This window comes from Streptomyces malaysiensis subsp. samsunensis, from assembly GCF_024519315.1.
GTDB classification, from domain to species: Bacteria; Actinomycetota; Actinomycetes; order Streptomycetales; family Streptomycetaceae; genus Streptomyces; species Streptomyces malaysiensis.
Window position 1 is genome coordinate 57,898 of sequence record NZ_JANIIC010000032.1, and the last position, 20,426, is coordinate 78,323.

At 71.3% G+C, this 20,426-nt stretch carries 17 protein-coding genes; 3 read left to right on the plus strand and 14 right to left on the minus strand.

Annotation, left to right across the window (positions count from 1 at the left end; translation table 11 throughout):
• Window position 1: 1 nt before the first annotated feature.
• Window positions 2-541, minus strand: coding sequence for an alkyl hydroperoxide reductase (locus tag NQU54_RS25760; protein ID WP_069864533.1), 540 nt, complete (start codon window positions 539-541; stop codon window positions 2-4).
• 11 nt (window positions 542-552) lie between these two features.
• The gene (locus NQU54_RS25765; protein WP_257633191.1) at window positions 553-1,107 is read right to left on the minus strand and encodes a peroxiredoxin; all 555 of its coding nucleotides are present in this window, start codon (window positions 1,105-1,107) and stop codon (window positions 553-555) included.
• Between the two features lie 138 nt (window positions 1,108-1,245).
• On the opposite strand from NQU54_RS25765, the gene NQU54_RS25770 reads away from it, so the two are divergent.
• A complete protein-coding gene (locus NQU54_RS25770; protein WP_257633192.1) occupies window positions 1,246-2,211 on the plus strand; it encodes a hydrogen peroxide-inducible genes activator in 966 nt (321 codons plus the stop codon).
• Window positions 2,212-2,358: 147 nt separating this feature from the next.
• Here NQU54_RS25770 and NQU54_RS25775 read toward each other — a convergent pair whose 3' ends face one another.
• The 5 genes from NQU54_RS25775 to NQU54_RS25795 form a co-directional block, all read right to left on the minus strand.
• Entirely contained in the window at window positions 2,359-4,770 is a 2,412-nt protein-coding gene (locus tag NQU54_RS25775) for an ABC transporter permease (protein WP_257633193.1), read from the minus strand.
• On the minus strand, window positions 4,767-5,453 hold the full coding sequence (locus NQU54_RS25780) for an ABC transporter ATP-binding protein (RefSeq protein WP_257633194.1): 687 nt from the start codon (window positions 5,451-5,453) through the stop codon (window positions 4,767-4,769). Before NQU54_RS25780 ends, NQU54_RS25775 begins: the two co-directional genes overlap by 4 nt.
• Entirely contained in the window at window positions 5,450-5,974 is a 525-nt protein-coding gene (locus tag NQU54_RS25785; protein ID WP_257633195.1) for a PadR family transcriptional regulator, read from the minus strand. The genes NQU54_RS25780 and NQU54_RS25785 overlap by 4 nt, the downstream gene beginning before the upstream one ends.
• 87 nt (window positions 5,975-6,061) lie before the next feature.
• Window positions 6,062-6,361, minus strand: coding sequence for a type II toxin-antitoxin system antitoxin (locus NQU54_RS25790; RefSeq protein WP_069864521.1), 300 nt, complete (start codon window positions 6,359-6,361; stop codon window positions 6,062-6,064).
• The gene (locus tag NQU54_RS25795; RefSeq protein ID WP_257633196.1) at window positions 6,358-7,314 is read right to left on the minus strand and encodes an SPFH domain-containing protein; all 957 of its coding nucleotides are present in this window, start codon (window positions 7,312-7,314) and stop codon (window positions 6,358-6,360) included. Before NQU54_RS25795 ends, NQU54_RS25790 begins: the two co-directional genes overlap by 4 nt.
• Window positions 7,315-7,527: 213 nt before the next feature.
• On the opposite strand from NQU54_RS25795, the gene NQU54_RS25800 reads away from it, so the two are divergent.
• Window positions 7,528-9,753, plus strand: coding sequence for a transglycosylase domain-containing protein (locus NQU54_RS25800; protein WP_257633197.1), 2,226 nt, complete (start codon window positions 7,528-7,530; stop codon window positions 9,751-9,753).
• Between the two features lie 65 nt (window positions 9,754-9,818).
• Here the strand turns inward: NQU54_RS25800 and NQU54_RS25805 are convergent, their stop codons facing one another.
• Genes NQU54_RS25805 through NQU54_RS25815 form a run of 3 tightly spaced genes read right to left on the minus strand, consistent with a single transcriptional unit; the run spans window position 9,819 to window position 14,032 of the window.
• Entirely contained in the window at window positions 9,819-11,267 is a 1,449-nt protein-coding gene (locus NQU54_RS25805; RefSeq protein WP_257633198.1) for an Nramp family divalent metal transporter, read from the minus strand.
• Between the two features lie 54 nt (window positions 11,268-11,321).
• Window positions 11,322-13,118: a bifunctional sugar phosphate isomerase/epimerase/4-hydroxyphenylpyruvate dioxygenase family protein gene (locus NQU54_RS25810; RefSeq protein WP_257633199.1), complete on the minus strand. Its 1,797-nt coding sequence runs from the start codon at window positions 13,116-13,118 to the stop codon at window positions 11,322-11,324.
• Between the two features lie 2 nt (window positions 13,119-13,120).
• Entirely contained in the window at window positions 13,121-14,032 is a 912-nt protein-coding gene (locus tag NQU54_RS25815) for a shikimate dehydrogenase (RefSeq protein ID WP_257633200.1), read from the minus strand.
• A 114-nt stretch (window positions 14,033-14,146) separates the two neighbouring features.
• Between NQU54_RS25815 and NQU54_RS25820 the strand changes: the two genes are divergently transcribed.
• Window positions 14,147-14,794 carry a TetR/AcrR family transcriptional regulator gene (locus NQU54_RS25820; protein WP_069864509.1) on the plus strand — a complete coding sequence of 216 codons (648 nt, stop codon included), beginning with the start codon at window positions 14,147-14,149 and terminating at the stop codon, window positions 14,792-14,794.
• Window positions 14,795-14,834: 40 nt separating this feature from the next.
• Here NQU54_RS25820 and NQU54_RS25825 read toward each other — a convergent pair whose 3' ends face one another.
• From NQU54_RS25825 to NQU54_RS25840, 4 genes are all read right to left on the minus strand, one after another.
• Window positions 14,835-17,285 (minus strand): SpoIIE family protein phosphatase, encoded by a 2,451-nt coding sequence (locus NQU54_RS25825; protein ID WP_257633201.1) that lies wholly within the window; start codon window positions 17,283-17,285, stop codon window positions 14,835-14,837.
• 57 nt (window positions 17,286-17,342) lie between these two features.
• Window positions 17,343-18,062: a class I SAM-dependent methyltransferase gene (locus NQU54_RS25830; protein WP_257633202.1), complete on the minus strand. Its 720-nt coding sequence runs from the start codon at window positions 18,060-18,062 to the stop codon at window positions 17,343-17,345.
• A 134-nt stretch (window positions 18,063-18,196) separates the two neighbouring features.
• Window positions 18,197-18,898 carry a cytidylyl-2-hydroxypropylphosphonate hydrolase gene (gene fomD, locus NQU54_RS25835; RefSeq protein ID WP_257633203.1) on the minus strand — a complete coding sequence of 234 codons (702 nt, stop codon included), beginning with the start codon at window positions 18,896-18,898 and terminating at the stop codon, window positions 18,197-18,199.
• A 97-nt stretch (window positions 18,899-18,995) separates the two neighbouring features.
• Window positions 18,996-20,414: a class II fumarate hydratase gene (locus NQU54_RS25840; protein WP_257633204.1), complete on the minus strand. Its 1,419-nt coding sequence runs from the start codon at window positions 20,412-20,414 to the stop codon at window positions 18,996-18,998.
• Between the last annotated feature and the right edge of the window lie 12 nt (window positions 20,415-20,426).

Here is a 20,426-nt window from a genome sequence, read left to right on the forward strand (position 1 = left end):
GTCAGCCGCCCGCGGCCAGGACGCCCTCGGCGTCCAGCGTGGCGCCGACCGCCTGGAGCACGGAGGCGATTTTGAAGGCTTCCTGGATCGTCTCGCGGTCCACGCCCGCCTTGCGGAGCACCTGCTCATGCGAGTCGAGGCACATTCCGCAGCCGTTGATCGCGGACACGGCCAGCGACCACAGCTCGAAGTCGGTCTTGTCCACGCCCGGGTTGCCGATGACGTTCATCCGCAGCCCCGCGCGCAGGTTTCCGTACTCCGGGTCGGAGAGCAGGTGCCGGGTCCGGTAGAAGACGTTGTTCATCGCCATGATGGCGGCCGCCGACTTGGCGGCGGTGTACGCCTCCGGCGAGAGGTTGGCCTTGGCCTCCGGCTCGAGCTCGGTCAGCACCCGCGCCGAGCGCGAGGCGATCGCGCAGGCCAGCACGGTGCCCCACAGCTGCTGCTGCGGAAGGTCGGAGTTGCCGATCACCGAACCGAGGTTCAGCTTGAGGTCCTTGGCGTAGTCCGGCAGTGCGGACTTCAGATCATCGAGTGCCATGGTGAATCAGCTCACTCACCGGAGAGGAGGGCCACCGGGTCGAGGGTGTCCTCGCCCTTGCTCCAGTTGCAGGGGCACAGCTCGTCGGTCTGGAGGGCGTCCAGCACCCGCAGGACCTCCTTGGGGTTACGGCCCACGGAACCGGCCGTCACCATGGTGAACTGGATCTCGTTGTTCTGGTCCACGATGAACACCGCGCGCTGCGCGTAGCCGTCCTCGCCCTCGATGCCCAGGTCGCGCATCAGCTCGTGCTTGGGGTCGGCCAGCATCGGGAAGGGCAGGTCGCGCAGGTCCGAGTGGTCCTTGCGCCAGGCGTGGTGGACGAACTCGGAGTCGCCGGAGAAGCCCAGGATCTGGGCGTCACGGTCGGCGAACTCGTCGTTCAGCTTGCCGAAGGCCGCGATCTCGGTCGGGCACACGAAGGTGAAGTCCTTGGGCCATGCGAAGACGACGCGCCACTTGCCCTCGTAGGTCTTGTGGTTGATCTGCTCGAACTCCTTGCCGCTCTCCAGCGACACGCAGGCGGTCAGGTCGTACTCGGGGAACTTGTCACCGACGGTGAGCACGCGCACTCCTTGCAGCTTTTGCGTAGGAAAACCCTTGACGTCCAGATTTTCCTGGGGTTGGACGGTCCTACCTTGGCACAGAGTGCATTGATCAGTGAAATAGCTACACTCGGTGGGGTTGATTGGAGGTGGCTATCAGTGGCCGCATCAGCCACACCGGCGGGCAAACCGCGGCAGCCCAGCATTTCCCAGCTCAGAGGCTTCGCCGCGGTCGCCGAGCAGCTGCACTTCCGCGATGCCGCGGCCGCCATCGGGATGAGCCAGCCCGCGCTCTCGGGCGCCGTCGCGGCCCTCGAGGAGGCACTCGGTGTCCAGCTGCTCGAGCGTACGACGCGCAAGGTGCTGCTCAGCCCGGCGGGTGAACGGCTGGCGATCCGGGCACGCAGAGTGCTCGAAGCGGTCGGGGAGCTGCTGGAGGAGGCGGAGGCGGCGCGGGCGCCGTTCACCGGCGTTCTGCGGCTCGGGGTGATCCCGACCGTGGCGCCGTATCTGCTGCCGACCGTGCTGCGGCTGGTGCATGACCGCTATCCCCGGCTCGACTTCCAGGTCCATGAGGAGCAGACCGCTTCGCTGCTGGACGGGCTGGCCCACGGCCGCCTCGATCTGCTGCTGCTCGCGGTGCCGCTCGGCGCGCCCGGGGTGGTCGAAATGCCGCTGTTCGACGAGGACTTCGTCCTGGTCACACCGCGCGACCACTGGCTGGGCGGCCGCGACGACATCCCCCGCGAGGCGCTCAAACAGCTGGATCTGCTGCTGCTCGACGAGGGCCACTGCCTGCGTGACCAGGCCCTGGACATCTGCCGGGAGGCGGGCCGCACCGAGGGCGCCCCGATGACCACCAGCGCCGCCGGGCTCTCCACCCTGGTGCAGTTGGTCGCGGGTGGCCTCGGGGTGACACTGTTGCCGCGCACCGCGCTCCGGGTGGAGACCGCGCGCAACGACCACCTGGCCACCGGCGACTTCGCCGATCCGGCGCCCGCCCGGCGGATCGCCCTGGCCCGGCGGGCGGGCGCGGCGCGCACGGAGGAGTTCGAGGCGTTCGCGGAGGCGCTGCGGGAGGCGCTGCGGCCGCTGCCGGTGCGGGTGGCCGGCCGGTCCGCCTGAACAGATCCGTCGGTCGGTCCGCCTGAACAGGGTCGTCGGCCGGTCCGCCTGAACAAGGTGGCCGGGCCGCCGGATCGACGCCACCGGGGGCCGTTCCCATGGCTGGGAACGGCCCCCGGCGTGCCCTGGAGTACCAGGGCAGGGGTGCTACTCGGTCCGCAGACCCTCCGGTCGCATCATCCGCCACAGCGGCGGCAGGCTGACGAGGGTCACCAGCAGGATGACCCCGCCGCCGATGCCGGTCATGGTGCCGAGCCCGGACCAGTCCACGGCCAGCGGCTGGCCGACCATCTTCAGCAGCATCACCCCCAGCGCCAGCCCGCCCGCGACCGACAGCGCCAGGCCCAGTACCACCGGGACCGCCGTCTGCCACAGTACGGACCAGCTGAGCGTGGTGCGCCGGGTGCCGAAGGCCACCAGGACGGACAGCAGCCGCTTGCGCTCGCGGAGTTGCTCCAGGGTGGTCACGATCATGCTGGCCCCGATGAGCAGCAGGGTCGCGGTGGCGCCGATGAACAGGGCCTTGCGGATGGCCGAGAACTCATCCGACTGCGAGGTGCTGGAGAGCCGCATGACATCCATCGCCGGGGAGAGCGCCGCGCTGGTGTTGCGCACATACTCGGTGGCGTCCGGCACCTTCTGGTCCAGCCGGATCATGGCCACCGCCTGGGGGTCCGGCAGGTCGGCGACGTCGAAGGCGGCGGGGGTGGCGAAGATACCGGTGCGCATGCCTCCGGTCGGGTCCTGCCGGGGCTTCACCTGCGTGGCCGAGCGGGGGATGGTCCACAGCTTCTTCTCGCGCAGATCCGGAGTGCCGCCGTCGTGGTAGGCGAGGTTGACCTGGGCGCCCGGTTTGGCGAAGCCCTCCCCTTCCCCGTAGTAGCTCTGCGAATCGACGAGGAAGACATCGCCGTTCTCGCAGCTGGTGAGGCGGATCACCTCGCGGAGCGAGGGGCAGTCGGCGACGGTGAGGGCCTCTTCCGGGACCGACGACGGGTCCTCCTTGCTGGGGCGCACATCGGAGACGTAGTCGTCCGTGACACCGAGCAGATCGCGCACGCCCTTGGTCGCGCGGTACCGCGCGAAGGCGTCGCGGGCCTCGGCACCGTTGGCCACCGGGACGTTCGCCATCAGCTGGGCGCGGTTCGGGTCCTGGCCGGTCGACTCGGTGTTGTCGGCCTGCACGCTGGCGAACAGCATCTGGAGCGCCAGCGCCCCGGCGACGGCGACCGTGATGCCGCTGACCGCGCGCGAGGCGGTGCCGCTGCTGAGCTGGAGCCGGCGGGTGGCGAGCTGCCAGGGCACCGAGCCCCTGCCGCCGAACCGTTCCACCACGGCCTCGACGACCCAGGGCAGCAGCGCGGTGACGCCGACGAGCACCAGCACGGCGCCGGCCGCGGCCTGGTACGCCTTCATATCACCGCCGGCGCTGCCGGCCCCGAAGCCGCCCGCGAGCGGCAGCAGCATGGCCATGCCCAGGAGCGGCAGCAGCAGCCGCCACCACAGGCGCCGGCGCTTGGGCTTGGCGTTCCGGACCACGCCCAGCGGTTCGATGGCGATACCGCGCAGGGCGATCAGCGTGACCATCACGGCCGAGGCGGGCACGGCCGCCGCTATCGCCAGGGCGAGCGGGGCGGACGGCACGATGTCGGAGGCGAAGAAGCTGATGCCCCAGACGTCGACACCGCTGACGAGCTCCCGCCCCAGCAGGAACAGCCCGCCGCCGACGGCGAGTCCGAACAGGGCGCCGAAGAGCGACTCACCGGCGGCGATCCGCCGGGTCATATGGATGTCGGCGCCGACCAGCCGCAGGGCGGCCAGCCTCCGGTCGCGCCGCTCACCGCCGAAGCGGGCGGCGGTGGCGATGAAGATGAGCACCGGCAGCAGCAGCACCACACAGCCCACGATGATCAGCAGCAGCAGCGCCGGGTCCAGGGGCTCGCCCTTGCCCTTGTCGTCGACGCCCCAGTGGTCGATGTGGTAGCTGGAGTCGACGTGGCCGAACGCCTTCTGGGAGATCCCCGCGTAGTAGGTGAGTTCGGCCGGGCCGGCCAGGCCGCTGTCGCCGATGACCCCGATGGTGCGGTACGGGAAGCGGTCCCGGAGCAGCTTCCCCTCGTCGGAGGCGAGCAGGTCCTTCAGCGCCGGGGACACCCACATCTCACCGGTGGCCGGGATCCGGTCGATACCCGGTGGCCTGGGCGCGGTGCCCTTGCCGTCGGGGGCCATGAGGATGCCCCCGATGTCCTGGTCGCGGTAGGTGGTGCCGCCATTGGTGACGCGGAGAGTGTCGGGGCCGGGCTTCACCCCGACGCCGAAGCTGAACGCGGAGCGGGCGTCGCCCCGCTCGTTGTGCTGCTGGTACATGGTGGGGACGGAGGAGGCCAGCAGCAGCAGCGCGACCCCCAGGCCGACGCCCACCGCCGTCATGATCGTCCTGGCCCAGCTCTCCCGGCCGCCGGTGACCGCGAACCGGCCGCCCATGGCCAGATCGGCGGCCCAGCGGGCGATGGGGACACGGGAGCGTGGCTCCTCCGCCGGGGCGTCCCGGCCGCTCATCGGACGCCCGCCATATCCCTGGCCTTGCCGTCGCGGACGACGACCTCGCGGTCGGAGTAGGCGGCGACCCGGGCCTCATGGGTGACCAGGACCACGGCGGTCCGGGCCTCCCGGGCGGCCTCGGTCAGCAGCTCCATCACCCGCTCCCCGTTGAGCGAGTCCAGTGCGCCGGTCGGCTCATCGGCGAACAGCACCCGCGGCCCGGTGACCAGCGACCGGGCAACGGCGACCCGCTGCCCCTGGCCGCCGGAGACCTCGCCGGGCCGCTTGTGCGCCACATCGGCGACCTCCAGCCGCTCCATCCAGGCCGACGCCCGGGACTCGGCCTCCTTGCGCTTGACGCCGTTCAGCCGCAGCGGCAGCGCGACGTTCTCGCTACAGCTCAACTCGGGGACGAGCTGGCCGAACTGGAAGACGAAGCCGAACTCACCGCGGCGCAGACCGCTGCGCCCGGTGTCCGACATGGCGGTCAGCTCGCGCCCGTTGTAGTGGACGGAGCCGGAGTCCGGCTTCACGATTCCGGCCAGGCAGTGCAGCAGCGTCGACTTGCCCGAGCCGGAGGGGCCCATGACGGCGACGACCTCGCCGGGGTGGATGGAGAAGTCCGCGCCGTCCAGGGCGGGGGTGTGACCGTACGTCTTGTGCAGCGACGTGGCGATCAGCAAGGAGCCTGCCGGGGTCATGAACGCACCGCCTTGGCGAGTTGGCCGAGGCGGGCAGCGGTGAGTTCGAGCCAGCGCAGATCGGCCTCGAGGTGGAAGAGGGCGTGGTCGCATATGAGTTGGTCGCTGAGGTCGCCGCCGCGCTTGCGCTGGGTCAGCTCGCGCATCAGCCGCAGATGTTCGGCGCGCTGGACGTCGAGGAGATCGCCCGCGTCGCGCCCGGTGAGCAGGGCGATGACGACCTTGGTGTAGAGGACCGACTGGAGGTAGGGCTCGGGCTTCTCGGGCTGGATGAGCCAGTGCTCCACATCGGTGATGCCCGCGTCGGTGATGGCGTAGCGCTTGCGCTCCGGGCCACCGCCGTGCTCGATGCCGTCGACCTCCACCAGGCCGTTCTTCAGGAGCCGGGACATGGTCGAGTAGACCTGCCCATAGTGCAGCGGGCGGTCGTGTCCGAATCTTTCGTCGAAGGCTCGCTTGAGGTCGTAGCCGTGGCGCGGGCCGCCCTCGAGGAGTCCGAGCAGGGTGTGGCCAATTGACATGCCCAGCACTCTACACCATGCGTATACCTGGAGTGTATAGCTGCGCTGAGATCTGCGTTACCGCAGGTCAGGGCGGTGTGGCCGGGATCAGGGCTGGTTCGGCGTACGGCTGCCATCCTCGGGGCCCTCGGGGTGGCCCGAACCCTCGGCGCCCTCGGCGGGCCGCCGCGGCGGGCGGCCCCGGCGCGGGATCGGGCGCGCCGCGCCGGGCAGCCGGCCCGCGTCCGCGAGCGCCTTGCGCAGCAGGAACTCGATCTGCGCGTTGGCGCTGCGGAGTTCGTCGTCGGCCCAGCGCGCGAGGGCGTCATGGACGGCCGGGTCGAGCCGCAGCAGCATCTGCTTGCGCTGCCGCGGCTGCCGCGGCTTGCGCCCGCTCTCGTCCGTCACTGGTACAGCGTGCCGGTGTTCAGTACGGGCTGCGGGGAGCGGTCCCCGCACAGCACCACCATCAGATTGCTGACCATCGCGGCCTTGCGCTCCTCGTCCAGCGTCACGATCTCCTCCTCGGTGATCCGTGCCAGCGCCGCCTCGACCATGCCGACCGCGCCGTCCACGATCTGCCGCCGCGCGGCCACCACCGCGCCCGCCTGCTGGCGCTGGAGCATCGCGGAGGCGATCTCCGGGGCGTAGGCGAGGTGGGTGAAGCGCGATTCGATGATGCGGACCCCGGCCGCCTCGACCCGGGCGTGCAGTTCGATGGCGAGCTTCTCGGTGATCTCCTCGGCGTTGCCGCGCAGCGAGAGGGCGTCCTCCTCATGGGCGTCGTACGGGTACTCGATGGCGATGTGCCGCACCGCGGCCTCGGTCTGGGTGGCGACGAACTCCAGGAAGTCGTCCACCTCGAACATCGCCTGGGCGGTGTCCTCGACCTTCCAGACGACGACCGCGGCCAGCTCGATCGGGTTGCCGTAGGCGTCGTTGACCTTGAGCACCGCGGTCTCGTGGTTGCGCACCCGGGTGGAGATCTTCTCGCGGCTGGTGAGCGGGTTCACCCAACGCAGCCCGTCGGTGCGGATGGTGCCGCGGTAGCGGCCGAAGAGCTGGACCACCCGGGCCTCACCGGGCGCGATGGTGTTGAGGCCGCACATGGTGAGGATCGCGGCGAGGATCACCACGATCCCGGAGACGATCAGCAGCGTGGACCAGGCGCCCTTGTGCTCGGCGGCGACCGCGGCCCCGGCGAGGATCAGGCCGACGCCGCCCGCGAGTCCGGCCAGGCCCCCGAGCAGGGCCAGCCCGCCGCTGACGTTGCGCGCGGGCCGCTCCCGGACCCGCGGCTCGGGAAGGGGCGGTATGTCGGCCTGGTCGGTGATGCCGTCGGTGGAGATGGTGTCGGACATGGAGGGCTCCCCGTTCACTCGATGGTATCTAGCAAAGTGATAGCACATTTAGCGCCCCTGGCAACCCTTGGCACCCGTAAGCCGTCAGTTCCCTTGGAGTGGGTGCTTTTTGTCACCTTCGGAAAAAGCTAGATCGATGGGCATTTGAGGGTTGTTGCGGTGTTAGCTTCATGAGCTGACCTGGGGGGCTTATGGACTGGAGCGGCGGGGGCGATGGGTAGAGCGGAAGAGCGACGCGCGCGGCAGAAGGGCGCTCGCAGAGCCAAGCGGGCGGCGAAGGCGGGGGGCATACGCCGCTTCTTCACCTGGAAGTGGGTGCTGGGGTACGTCCTGGGACTTGGCGTGCTGCTCGTCGGGGCGTTCTTCCTCCTCTATCTGTTGGTCGAGGTTCCGTCCGCCAACGCCGCGGCCAAGGCCGAGGCCAACATCTACAAGTACGGCGACGGCACGATCATGGCGAAGACGGGTGACGTCAACCGTGAGTCCGTACCGCTGTCCAAGATTCCCAAGAAGGTGCAGCACACCTTTGTCGCCGCCGAGAACAAGGACTTCTACGGCGACTCCGGCGTCTCGTTCACCGGCACCGCCCGCGGTCTCATCAACACCGCTCTGGGCCGGGGCAAGCAGGGTGGCTCCACCATCACCCAGCAGTACGTCAAGAACTACTACCTGAGCCAGGAACAGACCGTCAGCCGCAAGCTGAAGGAACTGGTGATCTCGCTCAAGGTCGACCAGCAGAAGTCCAAGGACTACATCCTCGCGGGCTACATCAACACCAGCTACTACGGCCGCGGCGCCTACGGCATCCAGGCGGCCGCCCGCGCGTACTACAACAAGGACGTCGAGGACCTCAGCGTCGAGCAGGGCGCCTATCTCGCGTCGGTGCTCCAGGCGCCCAGCCAGTACGACTGGTCGGCGGCGGGCCCCAACGGCAAGCGGCAGGTGCAGGCCCGCTGGAACTACGTCCTCGACAACATGGTCGAGAAGGACTGGCTGTCCAAGAGCGAGCGCGAGGGCATGAAGTTCGATGTCCCGGTCCCGCCGCGGCCCATCCCCGGACGCGACGGCCAGGCCGGATATCTCATCGACGCCGCCAACAAGGAGCTGATCAAGGCCGGGGTCTCCGAGAACGAGATCGAGGCCGGCGGCTGGACGATCACCCTCAACATCGACAAGAAGAAGCAGAAGGCGCTGGAGAAGGCGGTCCGCACCGAGCTGACGGACAAACTGGACCCCAAGAAGCGCAAGGTCGACAAGTACGCCCAGGTCGGCGCGGTCTCGGTGGATCCGGAGTCCGGCGGTGTAGTGGCGATGTACGGCGGCACGGGCTACACCGAGCACTACTTCAACAACGCCCTCCGTGAGGACTACCAGCCCGCCTCCACCTTCAAACCGCTGATCCTGGCCTCAGGGCTGGAGCACGGCTCCACCACGCAGGACGGCACGCCGGTCACGGCGAGCACCATGTACGACGGCACCAGCAGACGGCCCGTCAAGGGCTCGCTCACCGGCTTCGCCCCGCCGAACGAGGACAACAAGTCCTACGGTCCCATCTCCGTCCAGAAGGCGATGAACAACTCCGTCAACTCCGTCTTCGCGCAGATGGCGGTGGACGTGGGCCTGGACAAGGTGAAGAGCACCGCCATCGACCTCGGTATGAACAAGGACGCGGGCGGCTTCGACGTGCGCCCCGCGATGTCGCTGGGCGTGATGGGCGCCAGCCCGCGCGACATGGCCGGGGTCTACGCGACCCTCGACAACCATGGCAAGAAGGTCACCCCGGCGATCGTGAAGTCCGCCGAGAAGGGCGATGAGCGGCCCGAGTTGCCCGATCCCACCAACGGCCAGGCGATCAGCCGTGGCGCCGCCGACTCCGTCACCTCCGTCCTCACCGGGGTGGTCGACGACGGCACCGGCCAGGCGGTGCGCCAGCAGGGCCAGGCGGTCGCGGGCAAGACCGGCACCTCCGACGACAACAAGTCGGCCTGGTTCTCCGGCTACACCCCGGACCTGGTGACCTCCGTCGGGATGTTCGGCGAGGGCGAGAAGAAGCAGGTCTCGCTCAAGGGCACCGCGGGCGGCGGCCGCGTCAACGGCGGTGACTTCCCGGCCAGGATCTGGGCCGCGTACACCGAGTCCGCGCTGAGCGGCGAGAAGGCATCGAAGTTCGACCTGGACACCGACATGGGGGCGGCGGTCAAGCCTCCCCCGTCGCCGAGTTCGAGCGACACCTCCCAGTCGCCGTCCTCCAGCCCGTCGGCGAGCGAGTCCGCCAGCGAGTCGCCCTCGTCGTCCCCGTCGGCCAGTGAGTCCAGCAGCGAGTCGCCGAGCGCCTCGTCGTCGGCATCGCCCTCGGGCGACGCCGACTCCCCGAGCCCGCCCGACCCGTCGAATTCGGCGTCGGACGAAGGCGATCCCCTCCGCAGAGACCAGGAGTGACGACCCGGGGCGGGCGTGCCCACGGGCACGTCCGCCCCGGACCGTACCGGTGTGCGGGCAGAGGTTCAGAAGTTTTCTTCGAGTTGGCTCTTCAGCATCGCGAGGGCGAAGAAGCCGTAGAAGCCGATGGCCAGCAGCATCCCGAACAGCCGTGGCCCCCGCAGCCGTACGGCACCCGGCAGATCGCGGCGGTTGAGCCGGATCAGCAGCGCCGAGTAGACGAGGGTGACGACGGAGGCGGTGCAGGTGGAGATGGTCAGCAGCACGATCGGCTGGTCCACCCCGGACAGCAGGATCGCCGAGCCGATGCCCACCTCGGCCCATATGACCGCGACATACAGCCGGCCCTCGGTCCAGAACGCCGACTCCCGCAGGTAGTTGCGCCTGGCGAAGTCGCTGACCACCCGGCCGATGATGTCGAGCAGACCGATCGAGGCGGCCCAGAGCGAGACCGTGGCCACCGCGAAGAACAGGATCTTGAGCCAGTCGCCCACCTGCTGCCCCAGCAGATCGCCCTGGATCCGCAGGAACGCCGGGCTGTTCTCCACATCGTCGCGCCCGAAGAGGGTTTCGTACGCGAGCATGCTCATCAGCCCGATCGACACCAGGCAGACCACGAAGAACGACACGATGTGCTCGGTGTTGGCCCGCCGCCACCACACCCGCCAGCGGGCCAGATTCGCCTCGTCCTGCGGAAAGGTGTAGCGGTCGGCGCCGGACGCCTCCGACTGGCCGGTGATGGGGGAGACCAGCTTGGGCACATGGGCGCCCATGCCGTAGCCCTTGTCCCGGATCCAGTTGCTGAGCACGAGGTTGTGCACCCCGCCCGCCCCGGCGGCCCCGATCGCGCTGAGGATCATGGTGAAGGTGATGCCGTCCGGGATCCGGCCGGCGCCGGTGACGGTCTTCTCGCCCGCCGTGCTCCAGGTGTGCCAGCCGATGACGGCGACCGCGACGACGGCGAGGAAGAACAGCGTCAGCACCACCTTGACCAGCTCGACCTTCTCGATCGTGCGGTAGACCACCGGGGATACGGTCAGCACCACCCCGAAGCCCACCAGCGAGCCCACGGTGATCCAGACGACATCGCCGCCGCCGGTCAGATAGGTGAGCACCGTGGACCCGGAGGTGGCCCAGCCAGGCCAGACGTACTGGAACGCCCCGGCCAGGCAGATCAGGATGCCCCACACCCTGGACCAGCGGGAGAAGCCGGCCACCACGGTCTGCCCGGTGGCCAGGGTGTAGCGCTCGATCTCCAGGTTGATCACCGTCTGGATGGCCAGGGTCACCACCGCGAGCCACAGCAGCCCGAGCCCGCCGACCGAGGTCAGATAGGGCCAGAGGATGATCTCGCCCGCCGCCATGCCGATCCCGACGGCGACGACTCCCGGGCCCACCATCGTGCGCAGCGGCGGCGGATCGGGCAGATCGAGCAGATCGGGCGCGGCGGCCGCGCCGGACGGGCGCTGGGCGGACGGGCGCTGGGCGGACGGTGTGGACGACGCTGACGACATGGCGGCTCCTCGGGGGACGGCGAGGCCGTATCGGGACAAGGGGGATCGGGGGGTTCAGCGGACGCGGGCGTGCTGGGCGGCCAGGCGTACGGGGGCGTTGGCCGCGCCGTAGCCCTGGTAGCCGTCGATCCGCTGGACGACCTCGAAGAAGACCCGGCCCACGGTGGCCGTGTACAGGTGCAGGAAGCTGCCGCCGTCGTCCTGGTCGTAGAGCAGCCCGAGCTCGCGCAGGGTGCGGTGGAGCCCGGGGTCGAGCTCATGGCGGGCTTCGAGGTCGTCGTAGTAGTTGCCGGGGATGGGCAGCGGGGGCGCGCCGAGCTCCCACAGCCGCCGCGCGGTGGCGACGATGTCCCGGCTGTGCAGCGCGATGTGCTGCCGCAGGGAGCCGGACGGCCCGGAATCCGGGCGGATCTGGGCCACGTTGAGCGCCAGGCGCACCGAGCCGTCGGCGCCTGAGACGGCCCGGCTGCGCAGCAGCCCGTACGGATCGGCCAGTTCCAGGGACTCGTGCGGCCGCAGCCCCAGGACGGTGCGGTAGAACAGCGACGCCTCGTCGAAGTGGTGCCGGGGCTGGGTGAGCGCCACATGGTCGATGTGGGTGATCCCGGCGGGGGCGGCGGAGGCGGCGCGCGGGGTGAAGTCACCGGTCCAGCTGGGGTGGTCGGGGTGTTCGGTGCGGCAGAAGAAGAGCTCGGTGGAGTCGGGCGCGGCGACCGCGTCCAGCGGGGCGTCCGCCACGGCCCGGTGGCGCGGCAGGACGGGGGCGAGCAGGGCCCGCGCCCGGCCCGCGGACGCGGCCGGGTCGGAGGTCTCCAGGCCGATGGCGGCGAGCGCCGGTTCGGGGTGCCCGGTGGTGGCGTCGAGGCCGGAGTTGAGGACGATACGGGCGTCGCCCTGCTCCCACAGCTCCACGGGCTTGGAGTGGTGGCGGCCGGTGCGGGCGAAGCCCAGCTCGGTCAGCAGCGCGGGCAGCTCGGGGCCGGTGGAGGCCAGTTCGGCGAAGGCGAAGCCGGTGGGGACGACGGGGGCGGGCAGATCGGTGCGGCCCGCGGCCTCCTCCAGGGCGATCAGCGAGCGCAGCGCGTCCACTGCGGTGCGGGCGGTGTCGCCCTGCCGGAAGACGTCGTTGAAGACCTCCAGGGACAGCGGCCCTTCGTAGCCGGTCCGCAGCACGTGCTCCAGCAGCCCGGCCACATCGAGGCCGCCCTGGCCGGGGAAGCAGCGGTAGTGGCGGCTCCACTGGAGGACGTCCATGGCCATCAGCGGGGCATCGGCGAGCTGGAGGAAGAAGATCTTCTCGCCGGGGATCTCCTCGATGCCCTTGGGGTCCGAACCGCGCGAGAGGATGTGGAAGCTGTCCAGGCAGATGCCGAGCGCGGGGTGGTCGGCCTGCCGCACGATCCGCCAGGCGTGGTCGTAGGTGTTCACATGCCGCCCCCAGGCCAGCGCCTCGTAGGCGATGCGGATGCCGTGGGCGGCGGCCCGCTCGGCAAGCAGCCGCAACTGCTCGGCGGCGAGGGCGTCGTCGTCGAGGGCGGCGGGGGAGACGCTGGAGCACACCAGCATCAGATCCGCCCCGAGCCGCTCCATGACCGCGAACTTCTTCTCGGCCCGGCGCAGCGTGCGGGCCAGGAGGTCCTCGGGGACGGCCTCGACGTCGCGGAACGGCTGGAAGAGGTCGATGGCGAGGCCGAGTTCGGCGGCCCGGTCCCGGATCCGTTCCGGTGACAGGGGGCTGGCCAGCAGGTCGTTCTCGAAGATCTCGACCCCGTCGAAACCGGCGGCGGCGATGGCGGTGAGCTTCTCCTCGAGGGTGCCGCTGAGGCACACGGTGGCGATGGACGTGCGCATGATCAGCCTCCGGCGGGGAGCTCGAGCAGGTCGGAGAGGTCGGTGAGCATCTGTTCGGCGTCGGGTTCGCGGCCGGTGAAGAGGCGGAAGGCGTCGGCGGCCTGGAAGACGGCCATGCCGCCCCCGTCCAGGGTGCGGCAGCCGGCCGCGCGGGCGGCTGCCAGCAGCGGGGTCTCCAGCGGGCGGTAGACCACCTCGGCGACCCACAGCCCGGTCCGCAGCAGCTCCACGGGCAGCGGCAGCCCGGGGTGGGCGGCCATCCCGGTGGGGGTGGCGTGCACCAGCCCGTCGGCGCGATCGACGGCCGCCGGGAGCCCTTCGGGGGGCACGGTACGGACCCGGGCGGCGCCGAACCGTGTCGCCAGCGTCCCGGCGAGCCCGGCGGCCCGCGCCGGGTCGGTGTCGGCCAGGGTCAGCCGGTCGGCGCCGACGGTCAGCAGGGCGTGGGCCACGGCGGCGCCCGCCCCGCCCGCGCCGAGCAGCACGATCTCGCCGGTGGGCGCGTCGGGCAGACCGCGGGCGAAGGAGCGGGCGAAGCCGGACCAGTCGGTGTTGTGGCCGATGGCCCGGCCGTCCTCGCCGAAGACCACCGTATTGACCGCGCCGAGCAGCGCGGCGTCCTCCGACAGCCCGTCGAGGTGCTCGATGACCGTCTGTTTGCAGGGATGGGTGATGTTCAGCCCGTCGAAGCCCAGCCGGGCGGCGGCCCGCACCAGCTCGCCCACCCCCTCCGGGCCGATCCCCAGCGGATCGATGTCGATCAGGCGGTAGAGACAGCGCAGCCCGTGGCGGTCGGCCTCGCGCTGATGCAGGGCGGGGGAGAGCGAGGGGCCCACTCCGGAGCCGATCAGCCCCACCAGACAGGACTCCCGCGCCTCCCGCCCGTGCTGTGACCGGCGCGCACCGCCTCGCATACGGGTGACCTCCCGCCTTCCCGGCTAATGTACGAACTGGTTCGTTAGTAGCGTGGCCAGTAAAGGCCCCGGAACGGCTTCTTGTGAACCCCCTGGACGTAGAGTGGGCCCAGCATGAGCGATCAGCCGCCGAAGAACAGCCGTCTCCGCGACGCCGTCCGCACCCAGGCCGAGATCCTGGACGTCGCCACCCGGGAGTTCGCCGAGCGCGGCTACGCCGGGGCCCGCGTCGACGAGATAGCCGCGCTCACCCGCACCACCAAACGGATGATCTACTACTACTTCGGCGGCAAGGAACAGCTCTACATCAAGGTCCTGGAGCGCGCCTACACCGGTATCCGCGAGGCCGAACAGGCCGTGGACGTGACCGGTCTCGACCCCGCCGAGGCCATCCGGCACCTGGCCCAGCTGACCTTCGACCACCACACCGAACACGCCGACTTCATCCGGCTGGTGTCCATCGAGAACATCCACCGGGCCGAGCATCTGGCCAAGTCCGAGACGCTGGCCAAGGCCGGCACCCCGGTGATCGACCTGATCTCCGGGATCCTTGCCCGCGGCCGTGAGCAGGGCGTCTTCCGGGACGACACCGACGCCGTGGACGTCCACATGATGATCAGCTCATTCGCCGTCTTCCCGGTGGCCAACCAGCACACCTTCGGCACCCTCTTCGGCCGCGACCCCCTCGACCCGGCACGCCGGGCCCACTACCGCCGGATGCTCGGCGACATGGTCGTGGCCTACCTGCGCACCGGGTCCTGAGCCGTACGGCGCGGGACCCGGCTCACCGGGGCGGGGCGGCTCAGGACGGCATCGCGAGCTCGAACCAGACGACCTTCCCCGTGGACAGCCGGGTCGCGCCCCAGCGCCGCGCCATCCGGTTCACCAGGTACAGCCCGCGGCCGCCCTCGTCGGACGGCCGGGCCTGGCGCAGCCGCGGCAGCTGGGGGACGTCGTCGCCGACCTCGCAGCGCAGGACGTCCGTACGCAGCAGCCGCAGCGTGATGGGCCGCTCGGCGTAGCGCACCGCATTGGTCACCACCTCGCTGACCAGCAGCTCCACCGCGTCCGTCAGATCGTCCAGATCCCAGCGGGCCAGCGCCCGGCGGGCGAGCCGGCGCGCCTGCCCGGCGGTCTGCGCCTTGGGGTCCAGGAACCAGTACGCCACATCGCTGGGCGCGATGCCCTCGAAGCGGGCCGCGAGCAGCGCCACGTCGTCGTCGCGGTCGCCGGGGCCGAGCATGTCCAGCACCTCGTCGCACAGCGGCTCCAGCGGCGGCGGGTTGGGGCCGGTGAGCCGGGCGGTGGCGGTCAGCCGCTCCCGCAGCTGCTCGATCCCGGTCCACACATCGCGCATCCGCGACTCGACGAGACCGTCGGTGTAGAGCATCAGGGTGGCCCCGGCCGGGGCGTCCAGCTCGACCGCCTCGAAGTCCACACCGCCGACCCCGATCGGCGCGCCCGGCGGCACCCGCAGCACCTCGGCGCGGCCGCCCCGGTGCAGCAGAAGCGGCGGCGGATGGCCCGCGTTGGCCACCACGATGCGGTGCGCGACGGGGTCGTAGACCGCGTACAGACACGTGGCCATGCGGTCGGTGCCCAGCCGCTGGGCCTGCTCGTCGAGGTGGTGCAGCACCTCCTGCGGCGGCAGATCGAGCCCGGCGAGGGTCTGTGCGGTGGTGCGCAGCTGGCCCATGATCGCGGCGGAGGTCATCGAATGGCCCATCACATCGCCGACCACCAGCGCCACCCGGTTGCCCGGCAGCGGGATCGCGTCGTACCAGTCGCCGCCGACCCGCGCGGTCTCGGCCGCGGGCAGATAGCGGCTGGCCAGCCGGACGCCGGTGGGCTGCGGCAGCGAGTCGGGCAGCATGGTGCGCTGGAGCTCGTCCGCGATGTACACCTCGCGTCCGTACAGCACCGCCTTGTCGACGCCGAGCGCGGTGTGGGTGGCCAGCTGGGCGGCCACCAGCAGATCGTCCGGTTCGAACGGCGGCCGGTCCGGGCGGCGTACGAACACGGCCGCGCCGATCACCCGGCGGCGGCCGCGCAGCGGCGCCAGCACGGTGCGCTGACCGGTCGCCACCGAGGGCCCCTCGCCGAGCAGTTCCGGCAGCGCGGCACGGGCGGCCTGCGAGTCGCCGAACACCGGCCGCACCCCGCGCAGCACCTCGGCCAGCGGACCGCCCGCCTCCACCTCGCACAGCTCGGCGGCCGGGCCGCCGCCCACGGCGGGGGAGAGGTCCGGCTGGGAGGGCAGCAGCGACAGCCGGCCGCTGTCGGTGTCCGGGTCCAGCGGGATCCGGTCGGTGCGGCGCAGCCGCAGCACCACCGGGCCGACCGGGCGCTCGTCGCCGACCGGCAGCGGATCGCGCAGATACACCAGGATCGCGTCGGCGAAGGTGGGCACGGTGGCCCGGCACAGGCCCAGCACGATCTCGTCCAGGTCGATGCCCCGGGCGATCCGCCGGGTGGCGGCCCCCACGAACCGCAGCCGGTCACCGCCCCGGTCCCGCGCGGTGGCGGCGTCGGCGGCGTCGGCGGCGGTGCCGCCCGCGGGCGGCACCGGGGGCACCCCGCCCGCCGGGCCGCTGTACGCGACCTCGCCCGCCGCGGCGGCCGCCGCATGGGTCTCGCCGGCCGGATGTTCACCCGCGCCGGTGCCCCGGCGCGCCGTTTTCCTGCCCCGTCCGTCGCTCTGGGCGGCCGGGGCCTGCTCGTCGGGGCCGGTGCCGCCGTTCCGCGCTCCGGGTCGGTGCGCCGCGCCTCTTGCGGCATTGCGATCCGCGTCCCACACAGGCTCGCCCTCCGGTGTGCCGTGCTCCGGCTGCGCCGGGTGCTCGCTCTCCGCCGTGTTCCGGCGCTCCCTGCCTCCGCCGCCGTGCGCCGTGGCGGCGCTCCCCGGCCCGTCCGCGCCGTCCGCGCCGCGGCCACGGCGCGCGGACCCCGGCCCCGTTACGGCGGCGCCGCCTGCGCCGCGCTCGGGGGCGGGGCCGCGCCCTCTGGCGCGGGGCGCGGGCTCTCCCGCGGGGCCCGGGGGTCCCTCATGGGCCGCGGGGCCCGCGGGGCCTTCCGTGGGGAAGGCCGGACGCGGCCGGCCGTCGCCCGGCTCCTGGCCGGGGGCAGCCGTCTGCCGCACGGCGGTCCGCGGGTCCGGGACCGCGCCGTGCGCGTCGTCGGGCGCGGGCGCGCCCGGGGCGGCGGCAGAGGTGGCCGCCTGCCGCCTGGTGTGGGAGGTGGGGTGCTCCGTCACGCGTGGGTTTCCATCCGTCCGGGGCTGTGCGCCCGCCCGTCGTGGGCGCACCGAGTGTCAGGCACGTCGTCGGCAGTTCAGATAGAGCTGGATCTCAGGTGGTACGTCCGTGCTGGCCGGGGCGTACGCGTGCGAGTCCTCCTCGGTGATCTCGAAGCCCGCATCGCGGACGACCTGGCGCAGTTCGTCCCGCAGATAACCGGATACCCGGACCGAGTTGCCGAGGAACGGAATGGGGAAGTCGTCGATGTCCGACTCCACCATGCCCAGCCCCAGCAGCCCCTCGGGCCTGAGCGCCGTGTACAGGGTCCGCAGTGCGTACGGGATCTCCGGGCGGGGCAGCAGCAGCAGGGTGAAGAAGGCCGCGATGCCGTCGAAGGGGCCGAGCGCCCGGGGGCCTCCCGGGCCGTAGCGGCCGCCCACCCGCAGATCGACGATGTCCACATGGTGGAAGGTGGCCTCCGGCACATTGTCCCGGGCCAGCTTGAGCATGCCCGGGGAGATGTCGATGCCGACCACCTCGTGCCCCGCGTCAAACAGCTGACGGGCCGTGGGCAGGCCCGTACCGCAGCCGACGTCGAGCACCCGGGAGCCGGGCGGAAGGGTTTCGGCCAGCCAGCGGCCGGCCTCGACCTGGCCCTCCTTGTGCGGAAAGGCATCGTCGTAGCGGTCGCCGATGGTGTCGAAGGCGTCCGCCTGACCGCTGCGGTCCAGTGCGAGACGGTCGAAGTCCTCGTAGCCCTCGTAGCCGTCTCTGTATTCTTCCTCACCGCTCACGACTCCGCCCCCTCCTGTGAGATTACGTCAGATCTTGCGCATCGCCCGAGACTTGCGCCGCCGTCTGGTGTCCCGCATGGGCAGTGTTCCGGACGACGATCCTACGTTTGAAACACTGGGACACGACAAGAGGTTCATGACCTCGAGTGTGCCGAGGTGTGCTTCTTGTCCGTACGGCCCCAGTCCGCCGGAAGGGCGGGCACGGACCACGCCGGGTCGGGCCGCCAGTCCTCCCACCCGTCCCGGAACGGCGCTCCCCAGGACTCGATGGCCGCCGCGGCCGCCCGGCCCGCGGCCCGGACCCGCTCCGCCTGCTCGGGAGCCATCAGCCCGGCCCGCTGCGCCTGCGCGAACTCGTCCTCGTCCTTCCATTCCCAGCTCCGGTCGGCGTAGACCGCGATGTCCAGGAAGTGGTCCTCGGAGTCCACTCCGTGGCCCCAGCGGACCAGTGGCTCCTCCAGGTTCACGTACCAGTTCCGGAAGCGCCAGCCATGGTCCCAGAACAGCCACACCGACCACGGGGCGCCGGGCCGGGCCAGCTTCAGCACGCCCGTGCCGAACCACTGGGACAGCGCGGTGGTGCGCGGCTTGGTGTAACGGGTGGGCAGCGGCTCATGGTGCACCGAGGTGCCGTCGGTGAGCTGCGGTTTGACGCAGACGGTGCCGGGGGCGAGCCAGACGGCGAGCAGTTCGGCGGTGTCCTCGACGACGGTCACGGGACGGCAGATGTGGATGACGTCGGAGGCGTTGGCCCGATAGCGCCACAGGATATGGTCGCCCGGTGCCCACCGGGCGATGTCCGCCGTCCCCGTCGTCTCCACGATGTCCGCTGTCATGAGCAGATCTTAGGTGCGCGCGGGCCGCGATGCCGTGACCTATGACGCAACCGGGGGCCAACGTCAGGGGCGGGTCCGTGAAACCGCGCCGGACCCGCTAAGGATGCGTCATGCGCAGCACGTCGAGCGCCTCGTCCAGCTGTTCCAGGGTCAGCAGCCCGCGCTCCACATAGCCGGACTCCAGAACCACCTCGCGGATGGTCCTGCGCTCCGCCAGCGACCGCTTGGCCACCTTCGCCGCCTCCTCGTAGCCGAGATAGCGGTTGAGCGGGGTGACGACGGACGGGGAGGACTCCGCGTACTCCCGGGCCCGCTCGGCGTTGGCGGTGATGCCGTCGATGGTGCGGTCCGCCAGCAGCCGGGAGACATTGGCCAGCAGCCGAATCGACTCCAGCACATTCTTGGCGATCACCGGGAGCATCACATTGAGCTCGAAGTTCCCGGCCGCCCCCGCCGTGGCGACGGTGGTGTCATTGCCGGTGACCTGCGCCGCGACCATCAGCGTGGCCTCGGGGATCACCGGGTTGACCTTCCCCGGCATGATCGAGGAACCGGGCTGGAGATCGGGCAGCGCGATCTCGGCGAGTCCGGTGCGGGGGCCCGACGCCATCCAGCGCAGATCGTTGGCGATCTTGGTGAGGCCGACCGCGATGGTCCGCAGCTGCCCGGACGTCTCCACCAGCCCGTCCCGCGCGCCCTGCGCCTCGAAGTGGTCCCGGGCCTCGGTCAGCGGCAGCCCGGTGGTGCGGGTCAGCTCGGCGATGACGGCGGCGGCGAACCCGGGCGGGGTGTTGATCCCGGTGCCCACCGCCGTACCGCCCAGCGGCAGCTCGGCCAGCCGGGGGAGCGCGGCGCGCAGCCGCTCGATCCCGTACCGCACCTGGGCCGCGTAGCCGCCGAACTCCTGACCCAGGGTCACCGGAGTGGCGTCCATCAGATGGGTGCGCCCCGCCTTGACCACATCGGCGAACTCGCCCGCCTTGCGCTCCAGCGCCTCCGCCAGATGGGCCAGGGCCGGGATCAGATCGCCGGTGACGGCCGCGGTGGCCGCGATGTGGATGGAGGAGGGGAAGACGTCGTTGGAGGACTGACTGGCGTTGACGTGGTCGTTGGGGTGCACCGGCCGGCCCAGGCGCTCGCTCGCCAGGGTGGCCAGCACCTCGTTCGTGTTCATATTGGACGAGGTGCCCGAGCCGGTCTGGAAGACGTCCACCGGGAAGTGGTCGTCCCAGCGGCCCGTGGCGACCTCGGCCGCCGCCTCCGCGATCGCCCCCGCGACGGCCTTGTCCACCACGCCCAGCTCGGCGTTGACCACGGCGGCCGCGCCCTTGATCCGGGCCAGCGCCTCGATGTGCGCCCGCTCCAGGCGCTGCCCGCTGACGGGGAAGTTCTCCACCGCCCGCTGGGTCTGGGCGCGCCACTTGGCGTGTGCGGGCACCCGGACCTCACCCATGGAGTCGTGCTCGATGCGGTAGCCCTCCCGGGGGCCGCTCTCGCGGTGGCTTTCGTCGGTCATGGGGACACCTCC